The organism is Pseudomonas sp. GW821-FHT11G12, assembly GCF_058808055.1.
Window position 1 is genome coordinate 1,221,477 of the sequence record NZ_JBXARH010000001.1, and the last position, 19,028, is coordinate 1,240,504.

12 protein-coding genes and 2 pseudogenes are annotated in these 19,028 nt (G+C 56.1%); 7 read left to right on the forward strand and 7 right to left on the reverse strand.

What is annotated here, in order from left to right:
* Positions 1–1,009 precede the first annotated feature (1,009 nt).
* The 3 genes from AC1RR7_RS05530 to AC1RR7_RS05540 are packed head-to-tail and all read left to right on the forward strand — an operon-like array spanning position 1,010 to position 5,896.
* Positions 1,010–2,263 (forward strand): tyrosine-type recombinase/integrase, encoded by a 1,254-nt coding sequence (locus AC1RR7_RS05530; protein WP_122742404.1) that lies wholly within the window; start codon positions 1,010–1,012, stop codon positions 2,261–2,263.
* Between the two features lie 11 nt (positions 2,264–2,274).
* Entirely contained in the window at positions 2,275–3,795 is a 1,521-nt protein-coding gene (locus AC1RR7_RS05535; protein WP_493156535.1) for a site-specific integrase, read from the forward strand.
* Positions 3,782–5,896 carry a hypothetical protein gene (locus AC1RR7_RS05540; protein ID WP_493156537.1) on the forward strand — a complete coding sequence of 705 codons (2,115 nt, stop codon included), beginning with the start codon at positions 3,782–3,784 and terminating at the stop codon, positions 5,894–5,896. Before AC1RR7_RS05535 ends, AC1RR7_RS05540 begins: the two co-directional genes overlap by 14 nt.
* Before the next feature lie 508 nt (positions 5,897–6,404).
* Here AC1RR7_RS05540 and AC1RR7_RS05545 read toward each other — a convergent pair.
* The gene (locus AC1RR7_RS05545; protein WP_493156539.1) at positions 6,405–6,854 is read right to left on the reverse strand and encodes a hypothetical protein; all 450 of its coding nucleotides are present in this window, start codon (positions 6,852–6,854) and stop codon (positions 6,405–6,407) included.
* Positions 6,855–6,939: 85 nt separating this feature from the next.
* On the opposite strand from AC1RR7_RS05545, the gene AC1RR7_RS05550 reads away from it, so the two are divergent.
* The 3 genes and pseudogenes from AC1RR7_RS05550 (at position 6,940) to AC1RR7_RS05560 (ending at position 9,297) form a co-directional block, all read left to right on the forward strand.
* Entirely contained in the window at positions 6,940–7,221 is a 282-nt protein-coding gene (locus AC1RR7_RS05550; protein ID WP_234205289.1) for a helix-turn-helix domain-containing protein, read from the forward strand.
* A 448-nt stretch (positions 7,222–7,669) separates the two neighbouring features.
* A pseudogene (locus tag AC1RR7_RS05555) lies at positions 7,670–7,888 on the forward strand (hypothetical protein); the annotation flags it as partial.
* 194 nt (positions 7,889–8,082) lie between these two features.
* Complete coding sequence (locus tag AC1RR7_RS05560; protein WP_493156541.1) at positions 8,083–9,297, forward strand: aldose 1-epimerase family protein; 1,215 nt, start codon at positions 8,083–8,085, stop codon at positions 9,295–9,297.
* A 151-nt stretch (positions 9,298–9,448) separates the two neighbouring features.
* On the opposite strand, the pseudogene AC1RR7_RS05565 reads toward AC1RR7_RS05560, so the two are convergent.
* The 3 genes and pseudogenes from AC1RR7_RS05565 to AC1RR7_RS05575 form a co-directional block, all read right to left on the reverse strand.
* Positions 9,449–10,065: pseudogene (locus AC1RR7_RS05565) on the reverse strand (DMT family transporter); the annotation flags it as partial.
* Between the two features lie 63 nt (positions 10,066–10,128).
* Positions 10,129–13,218: an efflux RND transporter permease subunit gene (locus tag AC1RR7_RS05570; RefSeq protein WP_493156543.1), complete on the reverse strand. Its 3,090-nt coding sequence runs from the start codon at positions 13,216–13,218 to the stop codon at positions 10,129–10,131.
* On the reverse strand, positions 13,215–14,324 hold the full coding sequence (locus AC1RR7_RS05575) for an efflux RND transporter periplasmic adaptor subunit (protein WP_493156545.1): 1,110 nt from the start codon (positions 14,322–14,324) through the stop codon (positions 13,215–13,217). Before AC1RR7_RS05575 ends, AC1RR7_RS05570 begins: the two co-directional genes overlap by 4 nt.
* 207 nt (positions 14,325–14,531) lie before the next feature.
* Here AC1RR7_RS05575 and AC1RR7_RS05580 point away from each other — a divergent pair, with 207 nt between their 5' ends.
* A complete protein-coding gene (locus AC1RR7_RS05580; protein WP_493156547.1) occupies positions 14,532–15,992 on the forward strand; it encodes an efflux transporter outer membrane subunit in 1,461 nt (486 codons plus the stop codon).
* 88 nt (positions 15,993–16,080) lie between these two features.
* On the opposite strand, the gene AC1RR7_RS05585 is transcribed toward AC1RR7_RS05580, so the two are convergent.
* The 3 genes from AC1RR7_RS05585 to AC1RR7_RS05595 all read right to left on the reverse strand — a co-directional run bounded on the left by AC1RR7_RS05585 (position 16,081) and on the right by AC1RR7_RS05595 (position 18,894).
* Positions 16,081–17,352, reverse strand: a complete 1,272-nt coding sequence (locus AC1RR7_RS05585; protein ID WP_493156549.1) for an OmpP1/FadL family transporter — start codon at positions 17,350–17,352, stop codon at positions 16,081–16,083.
* A 198-nt stretch (positions 17,353–17,550) separates the two neighbouring features.
* A complete protein-coding gene (locus AC1RR7_RS05590) occupies positions 17,551–18,171 on the reverse strand; it encodes a TetR/AcrR family transcriptional regulator (RefSeq protein WP_493156551.1) in 621 nt (206 codons plus the stop codon).
* Positions 18,172–18,297: 126 nt separating this feature from the next.
* Positions 18,298–18,894, reverse strand: coding sequence for a TetR/AcrR family transcriptional regulator (locus AC1RR7_RS05595; RefSeq protein WP_493156553.1), 597 nt, complete (start codon positions 18,892–18,894; stop codon positions 18,298–18,300).
* Positions 18,895–19,028 lie beyond the last annotated feature (134 nt).

The window sequence follows — 19,028 nt, forward strand, 5'->3', positions numbered from 1 at the left end:
TGTAAGTCATTGTTTTAGCTCAACTAAATAGTCATTTAGTTGAGCTGGCGTCAAGCGGAGGTTAGATCTTGGGCGGGGAGCGCTTGCAGCATGTCACACATGTCACTGACTGAGGCAAAAACTAAACCGCCGTGTCCAGACTGGGCGGCGCTTTTTCCCAAGCTTCATGTCCGATACTAAACATCCTACGCCCAACTGGTTGGTGTCAACCTAGGGATTCCCAAAGTCCGTGCTCCCACGCACAGCTCTCGTGCAGGTGCAGGTGCAGGTGCAGGTGCAGGTGCAGGTGCAGGTTGGTACATAAGGCCACAACGTTGGCCAACGAGACATACACGCCGGTAGAGATGTCTCGCCCAAGCGTTACGACTATCCTGAACTGGAGTTGGCCATATGACGGCTACCGCACTGCAGGCCGCCAGTTTCCCCGGGGCAAGGTGATTGGCAATGTCTTTACCGAAGCGGGAATCCAGCTTCGGTCTGGAATCAGAGGATAAAAATAGAAACAGGCGATCGGGATCGTGTCAGTAATCGTTATAAAAGGAGACAGACGACGCTAAGAATCGTGTCAGCAATCCATTGAAACGGAGGGAGACACTGAGATCGTGTCAGGAATCGGTTGAAACGGAGGAAGACGCTGAAATCGTGTCAGTAATCGGTTGAAACGGAGTGAACCTCTGTAAAAAACTGGCAGTAATCGACTGAAATAGACGAAGACACGGCTTACCAACCGTTTACTTCCGGTTTTATCTGAATCTTTACTTCCGAGTACTGGTATCAAAGGCAAGGTGCTTTGAGGAGCCATGGTGGAGATTGAAATCGGGTGTGCAACCGGGCTGATCTCGCAACATCTTGTTACGTGTAATGTATATTATGTTAAACGACAGGTCATGTCATAGATGTTCATGAGCTGTCTAAGCCACTGATTCGACAAATCCGTTTCTGGCGTCCACTCTTTCAACGGGCCATGTCCTTCGTGTTCATGGCGAGTCATTGAATGTGGTGGCTGCCGATGAAGCTGATTCAGTGCCGTTTCTCTTCAGGTCAGCGTGTTCCGCTGCTCGTGCACGCTGGTAACGCGGAGCCGTTGCCCATACTCGTTCCGTTCATCTACGTCCAACTCAGACTCAGGCACCGGGCTTACAATACGGCGGCGGCACATCTGCGCGCGATCCAGGCTTTCTATATCTATGCTAAAAGCCGTGACCTCAATATTGATGACGCCATCTTGGCCTGCCAATTCGAGTCGATTCTGGCGTTACTGGACGGCTACGCCATCTGGCTCCAAAGCGGCCGTCAAGCCGACAACCTGGTCGCCCGAATCGGCAAAGCTGAAACGGCACCTTTTCCGTATATCGATCCGCGTACTCGTGACCAGTACCTGCGTTTGCTGAAGCTATACCTGTCCTGGTGTGTCACCCGATACATCCCGCGCGCTCGTCAAAATTCAACCACCCTGGCTAACATCGAGGTTGTATTTGCAGATGTCGCCGACGTCATTGAGCGGCGCTTTGAGAGCCATATCATCAACGTTCGGCAGGACCGCGCTCGTTACCGCAGCCTGACGGATACGCAACTCCAGATCATTCGCACATTGATTCGCCCCGGCGCTACGGAGAATCCGTTCCCGGAAAGGCTGCAGCTGCGCAATTGGCTAATGATTGAATTACTACTGGAGACCGGTATGCGCCGAGGGGAGCTTCTCAAGCTCTACACCACCGATGTCAATGAGGGTTCTCAGCATGCCTATGTCAGCATCAATGACCGCGAACATGATCCCGGCGACCCGCGCGCTGAAGAGCCTGCGCTGAAAACACACGGACGGACAGTAGGTATCTCCGCGCAGTTGTATGAGGTCTACGAGCGTTATATCCAGGGCGAGCGACGCCCCCTGCGTAATGGCAAACCAATGAAATTGCTGTACCGCTATTTGTTCATCTCTGACCGAGGTCGCCCGCTGTCGATCCGCGCGTTGTCTAACGTCCTTGATCGGCTGTTTCTGACCATTGAACTGGCTCATCCGGGGTTGTTGCCTACACTTTCCGCGCATGACTTTCGCCACACCTTTGCCGATCGGTTTTTGGCTTACCTTGTCGAGAAGCGTGGGTATGACCTCGAGCGGGCCACGGACGAGCTCCGGCGAGTCTGCGGTTGGTCCGATACTTCGACGATGCCACGCCGTTATGCAAGTCGTTATCTAGCCGAGTCGGCTAACCTCCACAACGCCCAGCGTGCTTCGGCAGCCTGGAGCCGACTTGACAGTTAAGGAGGTTCGCCGTGACCAAATCAGCCGATCAAGAACACGCTTCACCCTCCTCCTCTTTTCCGACCTACGCGTTCGAGGGCCCGGCTCAGGTTGCGATTCGAACTCGCACCACTGACCAGCCACGATACGTCGATACCCGCCTGCCGGTGTGGACGTGGTACGACGGTGGACTCGCGATGAAAATTGATTGGACTGCACTCCAATTGAATTCGGAGCTAATAGAAATAGGCAAAGGTTTTATGGCCTATGCACTTGAGAAATATGCTCCTCGAACCGCGGTAATGTTCGCAGATACCCTACGCTTTTTATCTAGTACAAATCTCGCGACCGGACTTCCTTGGGACACCCATCAACTGGTCACTGCTCTCGAGGAACTCAAAAAAACGAGGGCAGTACTTATAGGATTTCGAAGGCTTTACCGATGGGCAATGGATAGAGGAATCAATGGCTTCGATCCAATCACCTACTTAAAAATCAAGGATGTGAAATCAGATCGAGTTGACCCGTATGCGCGAATTTTTCTCTCGCAGTCTGGTTTAGACCTCGATGAGGAAGTTCGATTGCTCAAACGCATTGAACGAGAGTTTTCACCTATCTCTTGGGAGGAGGCCCAGTTTAATATAGTACTTCACTTAGGTTTCGAACTCGCACCACGCTCGATTCAATTCCACTCGCTTGACATCGCGGATTTTGAGTTCATTGAAAGCGCTGATCATGAGAGGTACTACACCCTGTGGTTACCCATGGCCAAAAAGGTCGGCCAGCGCAGGCCTGAGCGACGGCCCCGCAAAGTCACCTCCCGACTGGGTGAAAAAATCTCACGCCACATCTCGGAAATTCAACGCCAATTTGGCAGCGACTGCGGACCATTGTTTGTCAATCCTAATGGAAAACGTCTGTCAGTTAACGAAATCGGCATAGGCCTTAAACATGAACTGCGTGAAGCAGGGATAGACAAGCCTAACCAGGTAACTATCTTGTTGCGTCATCACCTCGGGCAAGGTTTGGCTGACCAGGGAACACCGGCAGACATGATTGCCGAACTGCTTGGCCACAACAGCACAGTAGCGGCGCGCGCTTACGTCACGGCAACTCCCAACATTGCCCGGATCAAAGAAAAAGCACTCGGCAAGAGTCCCGCCTATCAACGCATTATGCGCAGTCTCTTGACCGGGGAAGTCGTGCAACGCCGCGATACTGTTGCCGAAAGAGCGATCCGTGGCGTGATCGACACACAGTACATTGGGGACATCGGTGCATGCGCCCTCCCGGTTCATACGCACTGCCCCTACAATCCCGTCTACGCCTGCTACACCTGCAAGAAGTTTCACCCCTTTGCTGACGGCCGCCATGAGCAGGTAAAAGAGGCGCTGCAACGAGAAGCGCAACGGTTCATAGACATGGCGGAACAAGCCGGAGATCTCATTCACAACCGGCCCCTCGCCCAGCATCAGACAACCATCCTGGCGGTAAGCGCTATGATCGAGCGCTGCCGGAAACACACGGAGGATGCCGCAGATGACGCAGTCTAGGGCAACGCAGAGTCTCGAAGGCTTCATCAAACAGGAACAAGTGGTTTTTCGGTCATTACCGATTACAACCCCTTGGGAGCTAACGCTATGGTCGGTCGAGCATTGGCTGCCGCAGCGCTTAAAGCAACAGACCATAACCTTTGAAACTCACCGACAGTCGCTTGAAAAGAATGGCTATTCTGTTCCTCCTAAAGCTGCCCTGCCCTTAGATTTCCAGGATTTTTGCAAGGCATTAATCGTATATCTTCAACGCACCCGAAGCCTGAAGTTTTCGATGGTCGCGGCCTACAATATTGCCGTACGCCGGCTTTACAATCCGTTGTTTGAACGACGCGTATCCGACCCTACACAGTTGACGCGGGGTTATTTTGACCGCGTCGTAGAATTTCTCCGCGTGAGTGGCTACAAGAACCTTTACGACGCGATCTCTCATCTTCAGGTAATAGCGGATACGATCGATAAACTGCAATTAACCGAGACCGCCATCCACTTCGTACATGATGCAAAACCAGAGAAACGCCGCCACGAGTACATCTCATTGCACGATCCTGATCGTGCGGTAAAACAGCGTAAATCTGATGATAGATTGCCTTCTCGTGAGGCGATGGAAGCATACGCCCTATGTTCGAACAACCCGCTCAGTGACGGCGAAGAAATTTTGCTGCGCGTGATCGATTTATTGATTGCGACTGGACAGCGAGGTAACGAAGTAGCAGTCATCCCCTTTGATTGTTGGGTCGAGAGGCCGATCAAAGGGAGCACAGGAGAGGTCGTTGTAGATGCCAATGGTAAGCCTCTGATCGAATGCGGAATTAGGTACTTTGCGGAAAAGCAATTTCAATCCCGTGTTCATTGGTTGGCTGAAAGCGACGTTCCTTTAGCCAGGCGAGCGGTAGAGAGATTGAAGACGCTAACCGAAGAGCAGCGAGAGATTGCCGCTTGGCAAGAACTCCACCCAGGACGTATTTGGAGCTACCCTCCTCAGTCGGTGATCTCCGATGCAATGGTCTTGGATTGGCTAGGTTTTAGCGAAACAAGGAGTGCAAACAGAAATCTATACCTTTTCCTCACACGCAACGGCGTCCATCCGTTTGACAATGAGCCCGATGAGAAACGAGGAAGGTCGTTAAAGCGACGCTACGTCGCGGGGGAGATTGAAAGACTGATCGTCCCGAAGCTTCGTGGGCACGCGGTACTAACAGAAAATGTCGGGGGGGAGGCTCGTATCGTACTTAGAACCAGCGAAACGCTTGCCATCGCTTTCGACGGGCAATTTCGTTTCGGTGGACGTGAGGCAAATGTGTTTCGTGCGGTCCCGCGTCGGGTCAGCATCGTGGATATCAATCACGCGTTAGGTGATGATGAAAAATATGCGTCCATTTTTTCGCGTCGTTTACTAACCGAATCCGATGGCACTCCGATTAGGCTAACAAGCCACCAACCCCGACACTGGCGAAACACTATTTATCATCTGACCGGCATGAGTGATGTTCAGCAAGCATTGGCCTTAGGGCGAAAACGCCTCGACCAGAATGTCTACTACCAACACACAAGCATTGAGGAAAACACTGCTGCGCATCACGAGTTCTTGGCGTTCAATAGCCATCACGAGCGCATCGATTTTCTGCATACAGGCATAAGAGATAAACGCATTCAGGGCGCGTTAACCGACAGTTACCATGCGTTGCTGTCAGATAAAGGCACGACAACTGCAGAAGCATTCCTCACCGTACACGCCACGGCGCTACACGTAACACCCTTCGGAGGTTGCATTCACGATTTCTCCCAAGCGCCCTGCCCTAAGCATCTTCAGTGCTGGAATGGCTGCTCGCATCTCCATCTGATGGGCACTCCGTCGGAGCGGGCCAACCTTGAGAAACAAGCCGAGAATTTGACGACGGCAATCACCATCATGCGCGATGCCGGCGCCGGAGAGGCAGGCAGCGATGTATGGCTGGCGGACCAGGAAGACAAGCTCAACAATTTAAAATCCGTCCTCGCACGCGATACCAATGTAGGTGTGCAACGCGTATTTCCGAATGGGCATCCAATGACGATTGCGGACACGGACAAACGGCACAGCTCTGTTTCAGATAATTAGAGGCGACCATGGCTCATCGACAGACCTTGAGAGGCGGGACCTTGGATGAGGCGATCGACGCCCTCCTCGCCCAAATGATTAGCTTAGGACTAGAGAACGCGCCTATTTCACGCCCCGAAGTGCAGCGTCGATTGGGCCTGACTAGCCGAGCTACCTTAGTGGGGGACCGTGGGAGGCGAATCGAGTCCGCCCGTATCGCACAACTCAAGGAGAGTGGGAGAGATCCAGACGGTGCCCGCCGCCGAAGAAGCCTCGAAGAACGTATTGTTAATCTGCAGGCGGAGAATGCCGACTTGATAAAGCAGCGAGACCAGCTCTTTGAAGCACTGTCGGCAATTGCGCACAACTGTCTGCTGAAAGGTTTGGATGTCGAAAGCATACTGACTCCATTGCGAAAGCGGTAAGTGGCAGAAAGGTTGCCAACACCGCCAACTGACGCGGCGGGCGGGCAAGATTACCTAACCGCTAGCGCGTCGAAGATGCCGTTAACCTTTCGAGCGTGTTGATCTCATGCTCTCCGAGATGCCGGTGAAGCCGAGAAAATGATACGAGGATTTTGCAAATCTGATGTGCTGGACCCCAAGGTCTCAGTGTAGATATGCCCTCCCTCCAGGCTATACACGTAGGCCGCCTCCTCACTGATGTCACCCACTGTTTCGCGCACCTCTAACAGCCTCTCCATCTTCCACCCGTCACTTCCGTTCAGATAAGCCGGTGAAACCAGCTGCGCATCCAACAGCCAGATGTCTGCTCCCTGTTCATTAAGTAGCTTCTCAAACGCTGAAATGCTTGGAAGCATAACCATGCTAGTCAACGCTTCAGCGTCTTGTTGTCGACCCACGCTGACGTAAAACCAGGGACAATGAGTGGTCTGCTCAACGTACTGCCAATACTGGGTAGAGCCGTCACCCAGGTACGCACTGAGGAAAATCTCTGCTGGCTTGTGAGTGATGAACATAGCGCCATCCCAAAAGTGAACACTATAGATTGTAGCTCTATAGAGCTCGCGAAGGCTTCATCGTTCCTTTTGCGAGGTCGGCAATATGGAACTGAAACAGGCATTTGGCGCGTCCCTGAAAATGCTGAGATCGGAGAGGAAGCTTTCCCAGGAAGACTTCTCCGACGTGAGTAGCCGTACTTATCTCAGCACCCTGGAGCGCGGTCTGAAGAGCCCTACGATCGAGAAGGTGGACGAGTTGGCAACGGTACTGGACGTACATCCGCTGACAATTCTCGTTGGCTGTTATCTACTTCAGGGCCACCCGATCTCACTCGACGAACTGTTCTCTCGAATTCGAGCGGAACTACCAAACGGTATGGAATAAGCATCTGACGGATTACGTTCTATCGGCATAACGTATCAACTGAAGAGTTGAGCGCGGACTGAGCTCACACAGACCAAGCAGTTGAATATAAGTAAGGATCAGCTACTGGCACGATGAGGGAGTGTTTTCTTTCGGCAGAACGCAGACTGCTCTTGAGCATTCATTCGGACGTCCGGAACGACCAATAAGTCGTGAAAGGCAGAAAATGCCTGAACCTTCGCATCGTCATACATCTCCCTTCTCCTGTGCCTGTGTATCGGTAGAGGCAAGGATCGTATCAACGTTCAGCCACAGCGACGTACGGTGCCCGTCGTGACCGGTAAAAAGCCCCCAGCCAGTGTCGATAGTCCGCAGGCCGATAGCGGTCGGTCATAAGCAGCAACTATTAGCCAATCTGTTGCGTCGACCGGTTGAATCCACAGCCAAAAGCTGCCACTCGTAAGGCGGCATTTATCGACACTTGGCTGTCCTTCGCGGCAGGTCGCTACCGGTCATCAGCGAAATTACCGTGTTCGCCCTGCGCTCGCTGCACGCTGCCAACCTCACCACCCGCGAGGAGCCCATGGCGAGCGAGGCGCGGTTACTGGTCGATCAACTGCGCACTTTTTACCGCACGCTGCTCGAGAGTACCCAGCGCTTTGGAGGTCTGTTCGAGAAACGCTTCAATACCTGATGAGCCAGTGCTGATGACTGCCAAAGAGCCAGAGAAGCTTGCGGCGGATTTGCGGCATCGCATCGACTCAATTTTTCGGTTTGACCCAAGTCTTTCTTGGTTTTACCGGTGTTGTTTCACTTTTCAAGCTTGCTGAAACGTTTCATCACGTTTATAAAAATGGCACAACTTCAAGAAAGGCTGCTGCCATGACCCCGCTCAAACTCTTTGTTGTCCTCAGTGCCCTGTCCGCTTCTTCCCACGCCATGGCCTGGGATTACGTTCTGCTCGACACCGACAAAGCCGCCCTGAACTGGCAGATCACGAGCCAACAACTCGGCATAAAAACCGACAAACCCTTCAGCATTACCCTGCGCACCTTGCATGGCGGTCGGCAGGAGGGAGTCAGCATCGTCGACATCGATAACGGCAAGATGAAACTCTCGGTGGTGCCGACGCGCGGAATGAACGTCTTGCAGGCCTCGGTCGGCAGTGTGCGTATGGGCTGGGATTCGCCGGTCAAGGAAGTGGTCAATCCGTCCTTCATCGAACTCAATGGCCGCGGTGGTCTGGGCTGGCTGGAAGGTTTCAATGAACTGGTCACCCGCTGTGGATACGAATGGGTCGGCCATCCCGGTGTCGACAACGGCGAACTGCTGACCCTGCACGGCCGGGCCGCCAACATTCCTGCGAACAAAGTCACCCTGCACATCGATGAAACTCCACCGTACGCCATCACCCTGCGCGGTGAACTGAAAGAGCAGGCGTTCAAGAAAGTCGACTTCTCCGTCGCCACCGAACTGGTCACCGAACCCGGCAGCGTAGTGTTCGCCCTTAACGATACCCTGACCAACAACGGCGACTATCCGAAGGAATACCAGGCGCTGTATCACAGTAACTTCAGCACCCCGTTCCTGGAGCAAGGCGCTCGTTTCGCCGCGCCGGTGAAACAGGTGTCGCCGTTCAACGATAAGGCCAAGGGCGATCTGCCCGAATGGCAAACCTACCGCGCACCGACCAAGGACTACGACGAAACGGTTTACAACGTTGTGCCGTATGCCGATGCCAAGGGCGATACGTTGACAGTGTTGCACAACAAGGGCGGCAGCCTGGGCGTTTCGGTCGGCTTCAATACTCAAACACTGCCCGTGTTTTCCCTGTGGAAAAACACCGATACCCAAGGCCAGGGTTATGTCACGGGGCTGGAGCCGGGGACAAGTTTTTCCTACAACCGCCGTTATCAACGGCCACTGAACCTCGTACCAACAATTGGGCCGAAGGAGCACAAGCAGTTCCGCATCAGCTACAGCTTGTTGGTGGATAAGGTGGCTGTGGATAAGGCCTTGAAGCAGGTGAGCGAGATTCAGGGTGGGCGGGAGACTGAAGTGCGGCAGACACCGTTGGTTGATCTGACCAAGGGGTGACGCTGGCTAGAGCATTGTGGGCCGATATTGCAGCGCCTCGAACAATTGTTCGCGTCTGATCCCATCGACTGTTCAAGGTCCGCCAGCGCGTGACCTTGAACAGTCGATGGGCTGCTCGCGACGACAGAGTTATTCAGGGTTCGAAAATAGCTCACTCGGTCGACGGGACGGAGGCTTTGCTGCCCAAACGGATCAGCTCATTGGAGAAACACAGGCCGACGACTATCAGTGCCGCTCCCACGTACAGGCTATCGCGCGGTACTTCATTGACGCGGCTAACATCGGTTCGGTCAGCTCCAGCGCTTGCACTTGCACTTGGGATGGCTTGAGATACTCGATGGCTTTGGTGGTGCAGAAGAAGCCCAGGATTGTCGGCAGCGTGGCCAGCGCCAGCAGCACAGCGACCGCCAGCGGCGACAGCTCGCCTATCACGAAACCATCGGCCGCTGCAGGCATCAGTTAGTACATGCTGCCAAAGAACAACAATTGCCGGGTGAAGTGCAGCCCCCTCCCCCCGACACCCCCCATACGCTTCATGGCAATCGAAAAGGCTCCATAGCCGGAACCGGCCATGGAGGCGAGCGCAGCACCTTGCAGGGTAAAGCGCTGCTACAGGTCGCCGCCGAAGATTACCGAGATCCCAGCGATTGCCAGTGTGGCGCCAACAGTAGCGTTCGCGGAGATGGCATCCTTGAGGAAAATGCACCCCAGAATGATCGAGGAAATTGAGGCACTGGCCATCAGCACCACCACACCTGCCGCAGCGTGCTGGGTTCATGTGAGGGCGGCAAAGAGGCCCGACAGAGCAGGCCTCGATTTCAAGATTTATAGCTACACCGGTTTTACTGTTTCAGGTTGCCTCTCATCCTCAGGACCGATCTTGAACCAGATCGAGTACATCGCGGGCAGGAACACCAGCGTCATGATGGTGCCGACAAGCGTGCCGCCAATCAGGGTATAGGCCAGCGTTCCCCAGAACACCGAGTGTGTCAGGGGAATGAACGCCAGGATTGCCGCCAGCGCCGTTAATAGTACCGGTCGCGCACGTTGCACCGTGGCTTCGACGACTGCGTGAAACGGATCCAGCCCTTCTTGCGCGTTGTGATGAATCTGCCCGATCAGAATCAGCGTATTGCGCATCAGGATCCCCGACAGTGCAATCAACCCGACCAGCGCATTGATGCCAAACGGTTGATTGAAGATGAGCAGTGTCGGCACCACACCAATCAACCCTAACGGCGAGGTGAAAAACACCATGATCATCGCCGAGATCGAACGCACCTGCACAATGATGATGACCAGGGTCATAGCGATCATGATCGGTAGCAACGGCAGAATCGCCTTGCCGGCCTTGCCGGACTCTTCGATCGCACCCGCCTGCTCAATCCGGTAACCGGAAGGCAGTTTCTCGATGATCGGTTGCAGTTGCTTCAGTAGCGCACTGGAAACATCCGGCGGTTGCAAGTCTTCGGCAATGTCGCCGCGCACGGTGATGGTCGGGGTGCGATCACGCCGGCGCAACATCGGATCCTCCATGCGCACATCGACCTCGCCGATCTGCGACAACGGGATTCGTTGCCCCGACGCACCAACCAAGGTGAAGCCTCCGATTTGCTGGGGATCGAGGCGGATATTGCCCGCTGCCCGCCCCATGACCTGCACTGAACGAATATCCTCACGCACCGCCGTGATCGGTACTCCGCTGAGCAGGAATTGCAATTGCTGTGCAACCGCAGTCGATGTCAGCCCCACTGCCTGCAGACGGTCCTGATCCAGGTTGAAATGCAACGATGGAGTCAGCGGCCCCCAATCAGTGTTCACGGTTCTCATCATCGGACTGTCTTGCATCACGCCCCGCACCTGCTCGGCGATCACGCGCAACTTTGCCGGATCAGGCCCCATCACCCGGTAAGCCACCGGAAATGGCGAATAAGGACCAAACACAATCTGCGATGCCCTGAGGCGCGCCTCAGGGGCAAGCCCTTGAGCGACCGCGTCACGAAAACGCAATTTGAGGGTTTCCCGTGCTTCCTGACTCTCGGTCAGCACCACGATCTTGGCGAACGACGGATCGGGCAGCTCCGGCGCCATCGCCAGGAAGAAACGCGGCGCACCCTGACCGATATAGGCCGTGACGATTTTTGCCTCGTCCTGCTGGCGCAGCCAGGCCTCGACCTTGGCAGCCGTGGCACTGGTCTGCTCGATGGAGGTGCCGTAGGGCAGCTGCACCTCGATCATGACCTCGGGACGGTCAGAGGTCGGGAAGAACTGTTTCTTCACCAGGCCCATGCCCGCAGCCGCCACGAAGAACAGCGCGACCACCGTGCCCGCGACCAGCCATTTGCGCGCAATGACCCGAGTCAGAACTCGGCGGAAGCGGTTGTATCGCGGCGTGTTGTAGATCGCCGCGTGTCCACCCTCCACGGCCTTGATGTCTGGCAACAACTTCACGCCCAGATAAGGGGTGAAAGCCACCGCAACGACCCAGGAAGCGATCAGTGCAATGCCCACGATCCAGAACATGTTGCTGGTGTACTCACCGGCCGTGGACTGAGCGAATCCGTTAGGTAGAAAGCCGATCGCCGTCACTAAGGTACCGGACAACATCGGCGCTGCCGTGTGACTCCAGGCATAGGCAGACGCCTTGATGCGATCGTAGCCCTCCTCCATTTTCACGACCATCATTTCAATGGCAATGATGGCGTCGTCAACCAGCAGCCCAAGCGCCAGGATCAATGACCCGAGGGTGATACGGTCGAAATTCTTACCGGTGGCCGCCATCACCACAAACACGATCGCCAGGGTCAACGGTACGGCGGCAGCGACTACCACGCCGACACGCCAGCCCATGCTCAGAAAGCAAACCAGCATAACCACCAGCAACGCGACAAAGAACTTGACCATGAACTCGCCAACGGCGGAGTCGATATTCACTGCCTGGTCGGTGACCTTGGAGAGGCTCATGCCCAGGGGCATTTCCTCATTGATCCTGACGGTCTCGGAATCCAGCGCCTTGCCCAGATCAAGACCGTTCCAGCCTTCACGCATCACCACACCGAGCAACAGAGCATCTTCGCCGTTATTGCGCACCAGAAAGGTGGCCGGGTCTTCGTAACCACGTTCGACCTTGGCCACATCAGACAGCTTGAGCGTCCGCCCTTGCACGACAACAGGGGTGTCGCGGATTTTCTGCAGCTTGTCGAGCGCACCATCAAGACGCAGAAAAACTTGTGGCCCGCTGGTTTCGATTGACCCGGCCGGGGTCAGTGCGTTCTGACTGTTCAGCGCGGCGAAGATGTCCAGCGGTGACAAGCCCAAGGTCGCCAAACGGTCATGCGAGAACGAAACAAATATCCGTTCGGCTTGTTCGCCGATGATGTTGACCTTCTTCACCCCCGGCACATGCAACAGGCGCTGCCGCATGGACTCCGCATCGCGGACCAGCAATCGCTGTGGCTCGCCTTTGGCTTTCAGGGCGAACAGCGCAAAGGTCACGTCCGAATACTCGTCGTTGACCATCGGCCCGATGACGCCCGCCGGCAATTTGATAGATTCATCGTCGAGTTTTTTACGTGCCTGATAGAACTCCTCCTGCACTTGCGAAGGGGGCGTGCTATCGAGCAACGAGACCATCGTGAAAGCGAGCCCTGGCCGCGTATAGGTTTCCGAGCGGTCGTACCATTTGAGTTCTTGCAGGCGTTTTTCCAGGGGTTCCGCGACCTGATCCTGCATCTCTTGTGCGGTCGCCCCCGGCCACGTCGTGATGACGGTCAACTGCTTGACCGTAAACGGAGGATCTTCGGCACGCCCCAACTGGAAGAACGCCAGGATGCCGGCAACGGCGATCAAGAAGATCAGAAAGACGGTGATCGCGCGCTCCCGAACGGCGATGGCGGAAATGTTGAATCGTCCCTCGCTCATGGACGACTCCCGGCAACGGTCGTCGCATCAGGCACGGGTATTCTTACTGGTTCACCTTCGCGCAACAGGTGAGCGCCCAGCGCCACAATCTGTTCGCCGATGCGGAGGTCGCCGGCCACTCGCGCCGAATCGTCGCTCAACCCCAGCACCTGAACCGGTCGCCAGGTCACTGTTGGCGGTGTACCGGAGATGACCCACACGCCAGGGCCTTTACCCGCGTCGTAAACAGCAGCGATGGGCACCTGTAATGAAGCGGCAGGTGTCGAGCCCTCGGCAACTCTAAGGGTGACAGTCGAACCTATCGGCGCATTGGCCAGCGCTCCCTCCAGTACATAGCGCGCCTCGAACGTGCGCGTCGTGCGATCCGCCGAGTCCGAAAGCAACCTCAGTTTCGCTGTCACAGCACCCGAGGCGTCACCATAGAGTGTGGCTTGCGCGGCGGACCCTGCGGCGGGACGCAACGTTTCGGGCAAGTGCACGATAGCCTCGCGCTGCCCTGCCCGCGCCAGTCGAACGACCGATTGTCCCGAGCTGACGACCTGTCCGGGTTCTGCGAGTGTTTCCACCACAACGCCGTCGGCATCGGCGACCAGCACCGCATAACCAGAAGCGTTGCGGGCAACGTCCGCTTGCGCTTCAGAAGCGCTGAGCTGCGCCTTGGCAGTGTCTGCGGCGGCTTTGATCTGATCGTAAGCCGATGCGGAAATGGCGCCAGCGCTGACCAGGGTGCGATAGCGAACTTCGTCATCGGCTGTCTGCCTGGCGCGGGCCCGGGCGGCGCTGACCGACTCCTGCTGCGCGCGTGCCTGCAGCCCCAGATCGATGGGGTCAAGTCGCATTAGCGGCTGACCACGCTTGACGGTCTGGCCCGTGTCAACCAGACGTTCGAGCACCTTGCCCGATACGCGAAAACCCAGGTCGGTCTGAATGCGCGCGGTCACAACCCCCGTAAAGGATCGAGAACCGTCAGTCGCAGCTTGAACGGCGGTGGTCCGAACCCAAGGCGCCTGCGTACGAGGGTCGGATACGGGGGAAGAATCACCGCACGCCACCAGAGCGAGTGGCAACAGGCATGCGGCAATGGGGAAAGATCGAAGCCGTCGCATAGATTCCCTTACTAAATAGGATGATCATCATATTCTCATCCTTGTGACCAGTTCAGTCAACAGTCACGACAATGAAGTATTTCCGCTTCATGAATTCGGCCAAACACTCAAGAATCCTCGGAAATGCTGCGTCTACACAGGCGTTGTCAATTGACAGATTGTGACCAAAACATATTATGGTCACAATCAATCCGCCAAGGAACTCCAATGCCTCCCCTCCGCCCGATTGCTCTTTTGATTACCGCCGGCCTGATGGCAGGTTGTGCGGTGGGTCCGGATTACCAACATCCGGACGCCCCACTTTCGGACCATTACCTGGGCCAGTCCGCTGTCGAACCGCGGTCCGAATCAACACCAGGCAGCCTTGTCGCGTGGTGGGAAAACTTTAATGATCCAATGCTGACCGACTTCATCAACCAGGCTCTGCAGCAGAATCTGGACCTGGCGCAGGCGTCGGCGGGAGTCACCCAGGCAAGGGCCGGCCTGGGTGCCGCAAACGCAGCAATGCTGCCCTCGGCGAACATCAACGCACAGGCTGCACGCGCTTATCAGTCCGTCGAGACGCCACTGGGCCAGGTTTTGAATTCAACACCGGGCTATGAACGTTATGGCAATGCCTACGAGGCCAACTTCGAGGCGGGCTGGGAAGTCGATGTATTTGGCGGACTGCGCCGCGGGCGTGAGGCGACACTGGCTGAGTACCAGGCATCAGCAGCGGGTTTCACCGCTACACGGCTGACAATCGCCGCGCAAACGGCCGATATCTACATCACCCTGCGCGGATTGCAGGCACGGCTGGACATTGCCAACCAGCAAGTCGATACCCGGCGCGCGTTGCTGGAGAAGGTTCGGTTGCTTTACGGGAAGGGCCTGGCCGCGGAGTACCAAGTGCGCCAGGCCGAGGGTGAATTGTCACAAGTTCAGGCGAGCGTTCCGGTACTGCAAAGCGGTCTGGAGGCGGCCATGAATGCGATGGATGTGCTGCTCGGCATGCCTCCGGGCACTCACCGCACGCAACTGGCACGTGAGGGCGAAATTCCCAAGGTGCCGTCGTTGACTGCGCTGGGTACACCGACAGATCTGCTGCGGCACAGACCGGACCTGATCGTGGCCGAGCGTCGGCTTGCAGCCTCTAACGCGCGCATTGGTGAAGCGATTGCCGAGTACTACCCGAAATTTTCCCTCAGCGCCTTGCTGGGTAGCGCAACAGCGGTATCCGGAGGCAATCTTTTCACCAGCGGCGCGAGCCAGTCGAGCGGTGTCCTGGGCCTGCGTTGGAGGCTTTTCGACTTCGGACGCATCAACGCCCAGATCGATCAGGCCAAGGGGCAGGAAGCTGAAGCGTTGGCCGCGTATCGCCAGTCAGTACTGCGAGCCACCGAGGATGTGGAGAACGCGCTGTCCTCGCTGGTGAATCGGCAAGCTCAGACCACCACCCTTACCGGCGGCGAAGAGGCGCTGACTCAAGCTCGCCAGTCCGCGTTCACCGCCTATGAAAAAGGCACAGCCAGCCTGATCGATGTCTTGCACACCGACGAAACACTGCTGCAGGCCTCCGACGCCAGAGCGCAAGCGCGGACGGAGTCGGCCCGCGCGGCGGTGGCGGTATTCAAGTCGCTCGGCGGTGGCTGGCAACCCGCTGAATCGCAGTCTGTAACGGCGCGCTGAGCAGCAACCCCAGATCGCTTCAGACCAGGCTATTCCGAGTCGGGAGGCATGCGTACTCCCGACCCGCATTTGGCTTAACCGCGTTCAACTAGAAGCGGTAACTGACTGAAGTACCGAACCCGCTCGCACTGTTCTTGTACATGGCACTGTACGCACCCCGGGTTGCCGAGGTGTCGTTGATCTGTACGCTCTCCTCCCAAAGATAGGAATACGCGAGATCGATCGTGACATTGTCCACGGGTGTCCAGCCGGCACCGAAGCTGAAAACCTTACGGTCGCCGGTAGGAATCCGAGGGCCGCGATTGGTATTGTTGGTGGGTGACTGATCAACCGAAAACCCGCCACGCAGCACCCATTGGTTATTCAATTGGTAGGCCGCACCGATCGCGTGAGCCCAGGTGTCATGCCAGTTCTGCTCTTCGCTGATCGTCCCCAATGGGCCGCTCAGCAACGGCGGCAAGCCGCTGTTCTCAATCGTCAGTTCCTTGAAGCGGCTCCAGCGTGTCCAGGTACTGCCCACATAGAGGGTCCAGTCGTTGTTGAATTGATGCGTCACCGAAAAGTCCACCGACTCCGGCGTGTCCACATCCAGCGACGCGTCATAGCTACGGCCGCTGACGCCCAGCACGCTGAAGATGCCATCCGTGACCTTGGTTTTGGCGTCCAAGTGGTAACTGACTTTGGAGTGATACGTCAGGCCCAGACGGGTCTGATCGGTCGCCTGCACCAGCACGCCGGCGTTGAAACCCAGTGCGGTGTCATCGCCGGTGCTTTTAAGCTTACCGTCATTACGCCCCGGGCTGAGTGGATTGGGCACCATGCCTGATATCTCTCCGCCGATACGGTTGATGGTTGGCCCGAATCCGATCGAGACTTTTTCGTTAAAGGCGTAGCTGATCGTCGGCTGGAAGGTCAGCGTGGTGACTTCACTCTTGTTGGCGTAATAGCGTCCGGCAAAACCACTGCCGTAATCGGTGATCAACCCGAAAGGCACATAAAACCCGACGCCGAATGCCCAATGCTCATCGATCGGCTTGACGTAATACCCCATCGGTACAGTGGTGGTGGGCACCATGTTGCCGTCTTCCTTGCCGCCGAAGGTACTGCGAGTCCGGCTGATGTCCGATTTGGCGAACAGCGTCGCCGCACCCACGCTCACCTGCTCTCGTTTGAGCCGCGCCATGCCCGCCGGGTTGCCGTAGATCGTACTGGCGTCTTCGGCTGATGAAGATCGCCCGGCAAAACCGGACCCCATCCCGCTGATGCTTTGTTCGTTGAGTGCAAAACCACCGGCCAACACATTGGAGGACACCAGCGCGACGGCCAGGCCGACGGGATTCTTGAGCATTATTTTTTTCATTATCTGGACTCTATGGGATCACTGAAAAACAACATCGAAAACGACAGTGAAGCCATATTATCCAAGTGACCATTTCAGTCAATGGTCACGAACAGCGAAATTGAATGCACTACAGGCACTCAAGTGCCGGGAATGGAAGCGTTGAGAGGGGGATATCGCGTTGACTCAAATCAGCAGAATAATTTGATCAGCGCTGGGTCAAGGCATGAGGCTGCGCAATATGAGGTTCGAGGTGAGCGTGGGCGCGATCTCGACGTAATCGAGGTTGTACTGCAGAAGCAATGGGTTGACGAATGGTCGCAGCGTGAGATGGATCGCTTCCACTGTCTCGTCCAGCGGCGTCTTGCGTTCAAACTCGCCAACCTCTCGCCCCTCTCGCACTATTTGCACCAGGAAACGTTTGATCTGTGCGTCGTAAGCCTGCGTGCTGGGCCAGCTTTCCGAGGCCGCGAACGCCGCAATGTCATAGAGTTTCCGGTCGTTGAAGAACAGATTCACACCGGTGGCCATCACCGTTTTGACCAAACGTCGAAAGCGCTCCGTCGGCGTCAGGCCTTCTACATTGATAGCCTGCTCCACCGCCCGGACGATCTCTGCCAGGCAGTTTGCGCAGATAGCCTCGCCGATGGCCTGCTTGGAATCAAAAAACTTGTAGATGTAAGCCTTGGAAAAACCGATGGCTTTCGCCAGGTCGGAAACCGTGGTTTTGCCGTAGCCGTATTGACTGAAGTGTTCATTGGCTGCCGCGACAATCTGATCACGAATGTCGTGATCGACTGGGCCACGTGGGCCGGGCGAGGATATTGATGGCTGATTCATGGGAGTAGCTTACTCACCCTGTCGAGGACTTACAAATCGTGACCAATAGAGCATATAGTCACGAATCGAACAATCGCAAACCCTGACTGATCGGATGGAAACGGGTAATCGCCGAAAACCGTCCTTCTACAGCGTTTTCACGCTGTCGCCCGGCAACACCGGTAATGAAGCAAGCATTTCAGCGCGGCATGCCTCAAGGATTTCATCCGCCAATGCGGAATCATCCGGGCAGGCGCGTGACAAGACAATTGCGCCGACCGCACGCGACAGCAAGTCGATCATTTTCTTTCTCCCCTCACCCTCCGCGGCATCCGGCCCTGTCGGATATTTTTCCCCGAGGGTTTGCAGGGTGTGTTCAATGCCTTCGGCAAACGTTGTTTTCACATCGTCCGACTGACGCGCCGCGTCGCCACACAGCGCGGCCATGGTGCAACCGCTGCCACGCCCGTCGCGATGTTCTCTATTCACATAAACGTCGATGAAGCCCGGCACATCGAGCGCTTGCGCGCCCGTCAGCGATTTGGAAAGGCTGCAGGCCGAGGCTTCGGCCATCAGGTCGGCCTTCGAAGCGAAATGCTTGTAGAAGCCTCCATGGGTGAAACCGGCAGCCGCCATGAGATCCGCCACACCGACACCGTCAAAACCGCGCTCACGGAACAGCTCTGAGGCCGTTTCAACGATGTGCTCTCGATTGGCCTGCGCCTGGGCCTTGGTCACTCTCACGTGCAATACCTCGTGTTTACCGGGAAATCATGCGTCCAATCATACATAGATGCTGGTCATAATCAAAACCGTTGACAGTTTAGATTTCGATCATCATCCTAATTGAACGCACCACCGATCTCCATCAACGGGCA

What these genes read in the sequence shown, in the direction of transcription:
- AC1RR7_RS05530 (WP_122742404.1), top strand. Translation starts at nt 1,010, where the DNA reads ATGAAGCTGATTCAGTGCCGTTTCTCTTCAGGTCAGCGTGTTCCGCTG.
- AC1RR7_RS05540 (WP_493156537.1), top strand. Translation starts at nt 3,782, where the DNA reads ATGACGCAGTCTAGGGCAACGCAGAGTCTCGAAGGCTTCATCAAACAG.
- AC1RR7_RS05545 (WP_493156539.1), bottom strand. Translation starts at nt 6,854, where the DNA reads ATGTTCATCACTCACAAGCCAGCAGAGATTTTCCTCAGTGCGTACCTG.
- AC1RR7_RS05550 (WP_234205289.1), top strand. Translation starts at nt 6,940, where the DNA reads ATGGAACTGAAACAGGCATTTGGCGCGTCCCTGAAAATGCTGAGATCG.
- AC1RR7_RS05560 (WP_493156541.1), top strand. Translation starts at nt 8,083, where the DNA reads ATGACCCCGCTCAAACTCTTTGTTGTCCTCAGTGCCCTGTCCGCTTCT.
- AC1RR7_RS05570 (WP_493156543.1), bottom strand. Translation starts at nt 13,218, where the DNA reads ATGAGCGAGGGACGATTCAACATTTCCGCCATCGCCGTTCGGGAGCGC.
- AC1RR7_RS05575 (WP_493156545.1), bottom strand. Translation starts at nt 14,324, where the DNA reads ATGCGACGGCTTCGATCTTTCCCCATTGCCGCATGCCTGTTGCCACTC.
- AC1RR7_RS05580 (WP_493156547.1), top strand. Translation starts at nt 14,532, where the DNA reads ATGCCTCCCCTCCGCCCGATTGCTCTTTTGATTACCGCCGGCCTGATG.
- AC1RR7_RS05585 (WP_493156549.1), bottom strand. Translation starts at nt 17,352, where the DNA reads ATGAAAAAAATAATGCTCAAGAATCCCGTCGGCCTGGCCGTCGCGCTG.
- AC1RR7_RS05590 (WP_493156551.1), bottom strand. Translation starts at nt 18,171, where the DNA reads ATGAATCAGCCATCAATATCCTCGCCCGGCCCACGTGGCCCAGTCGAT.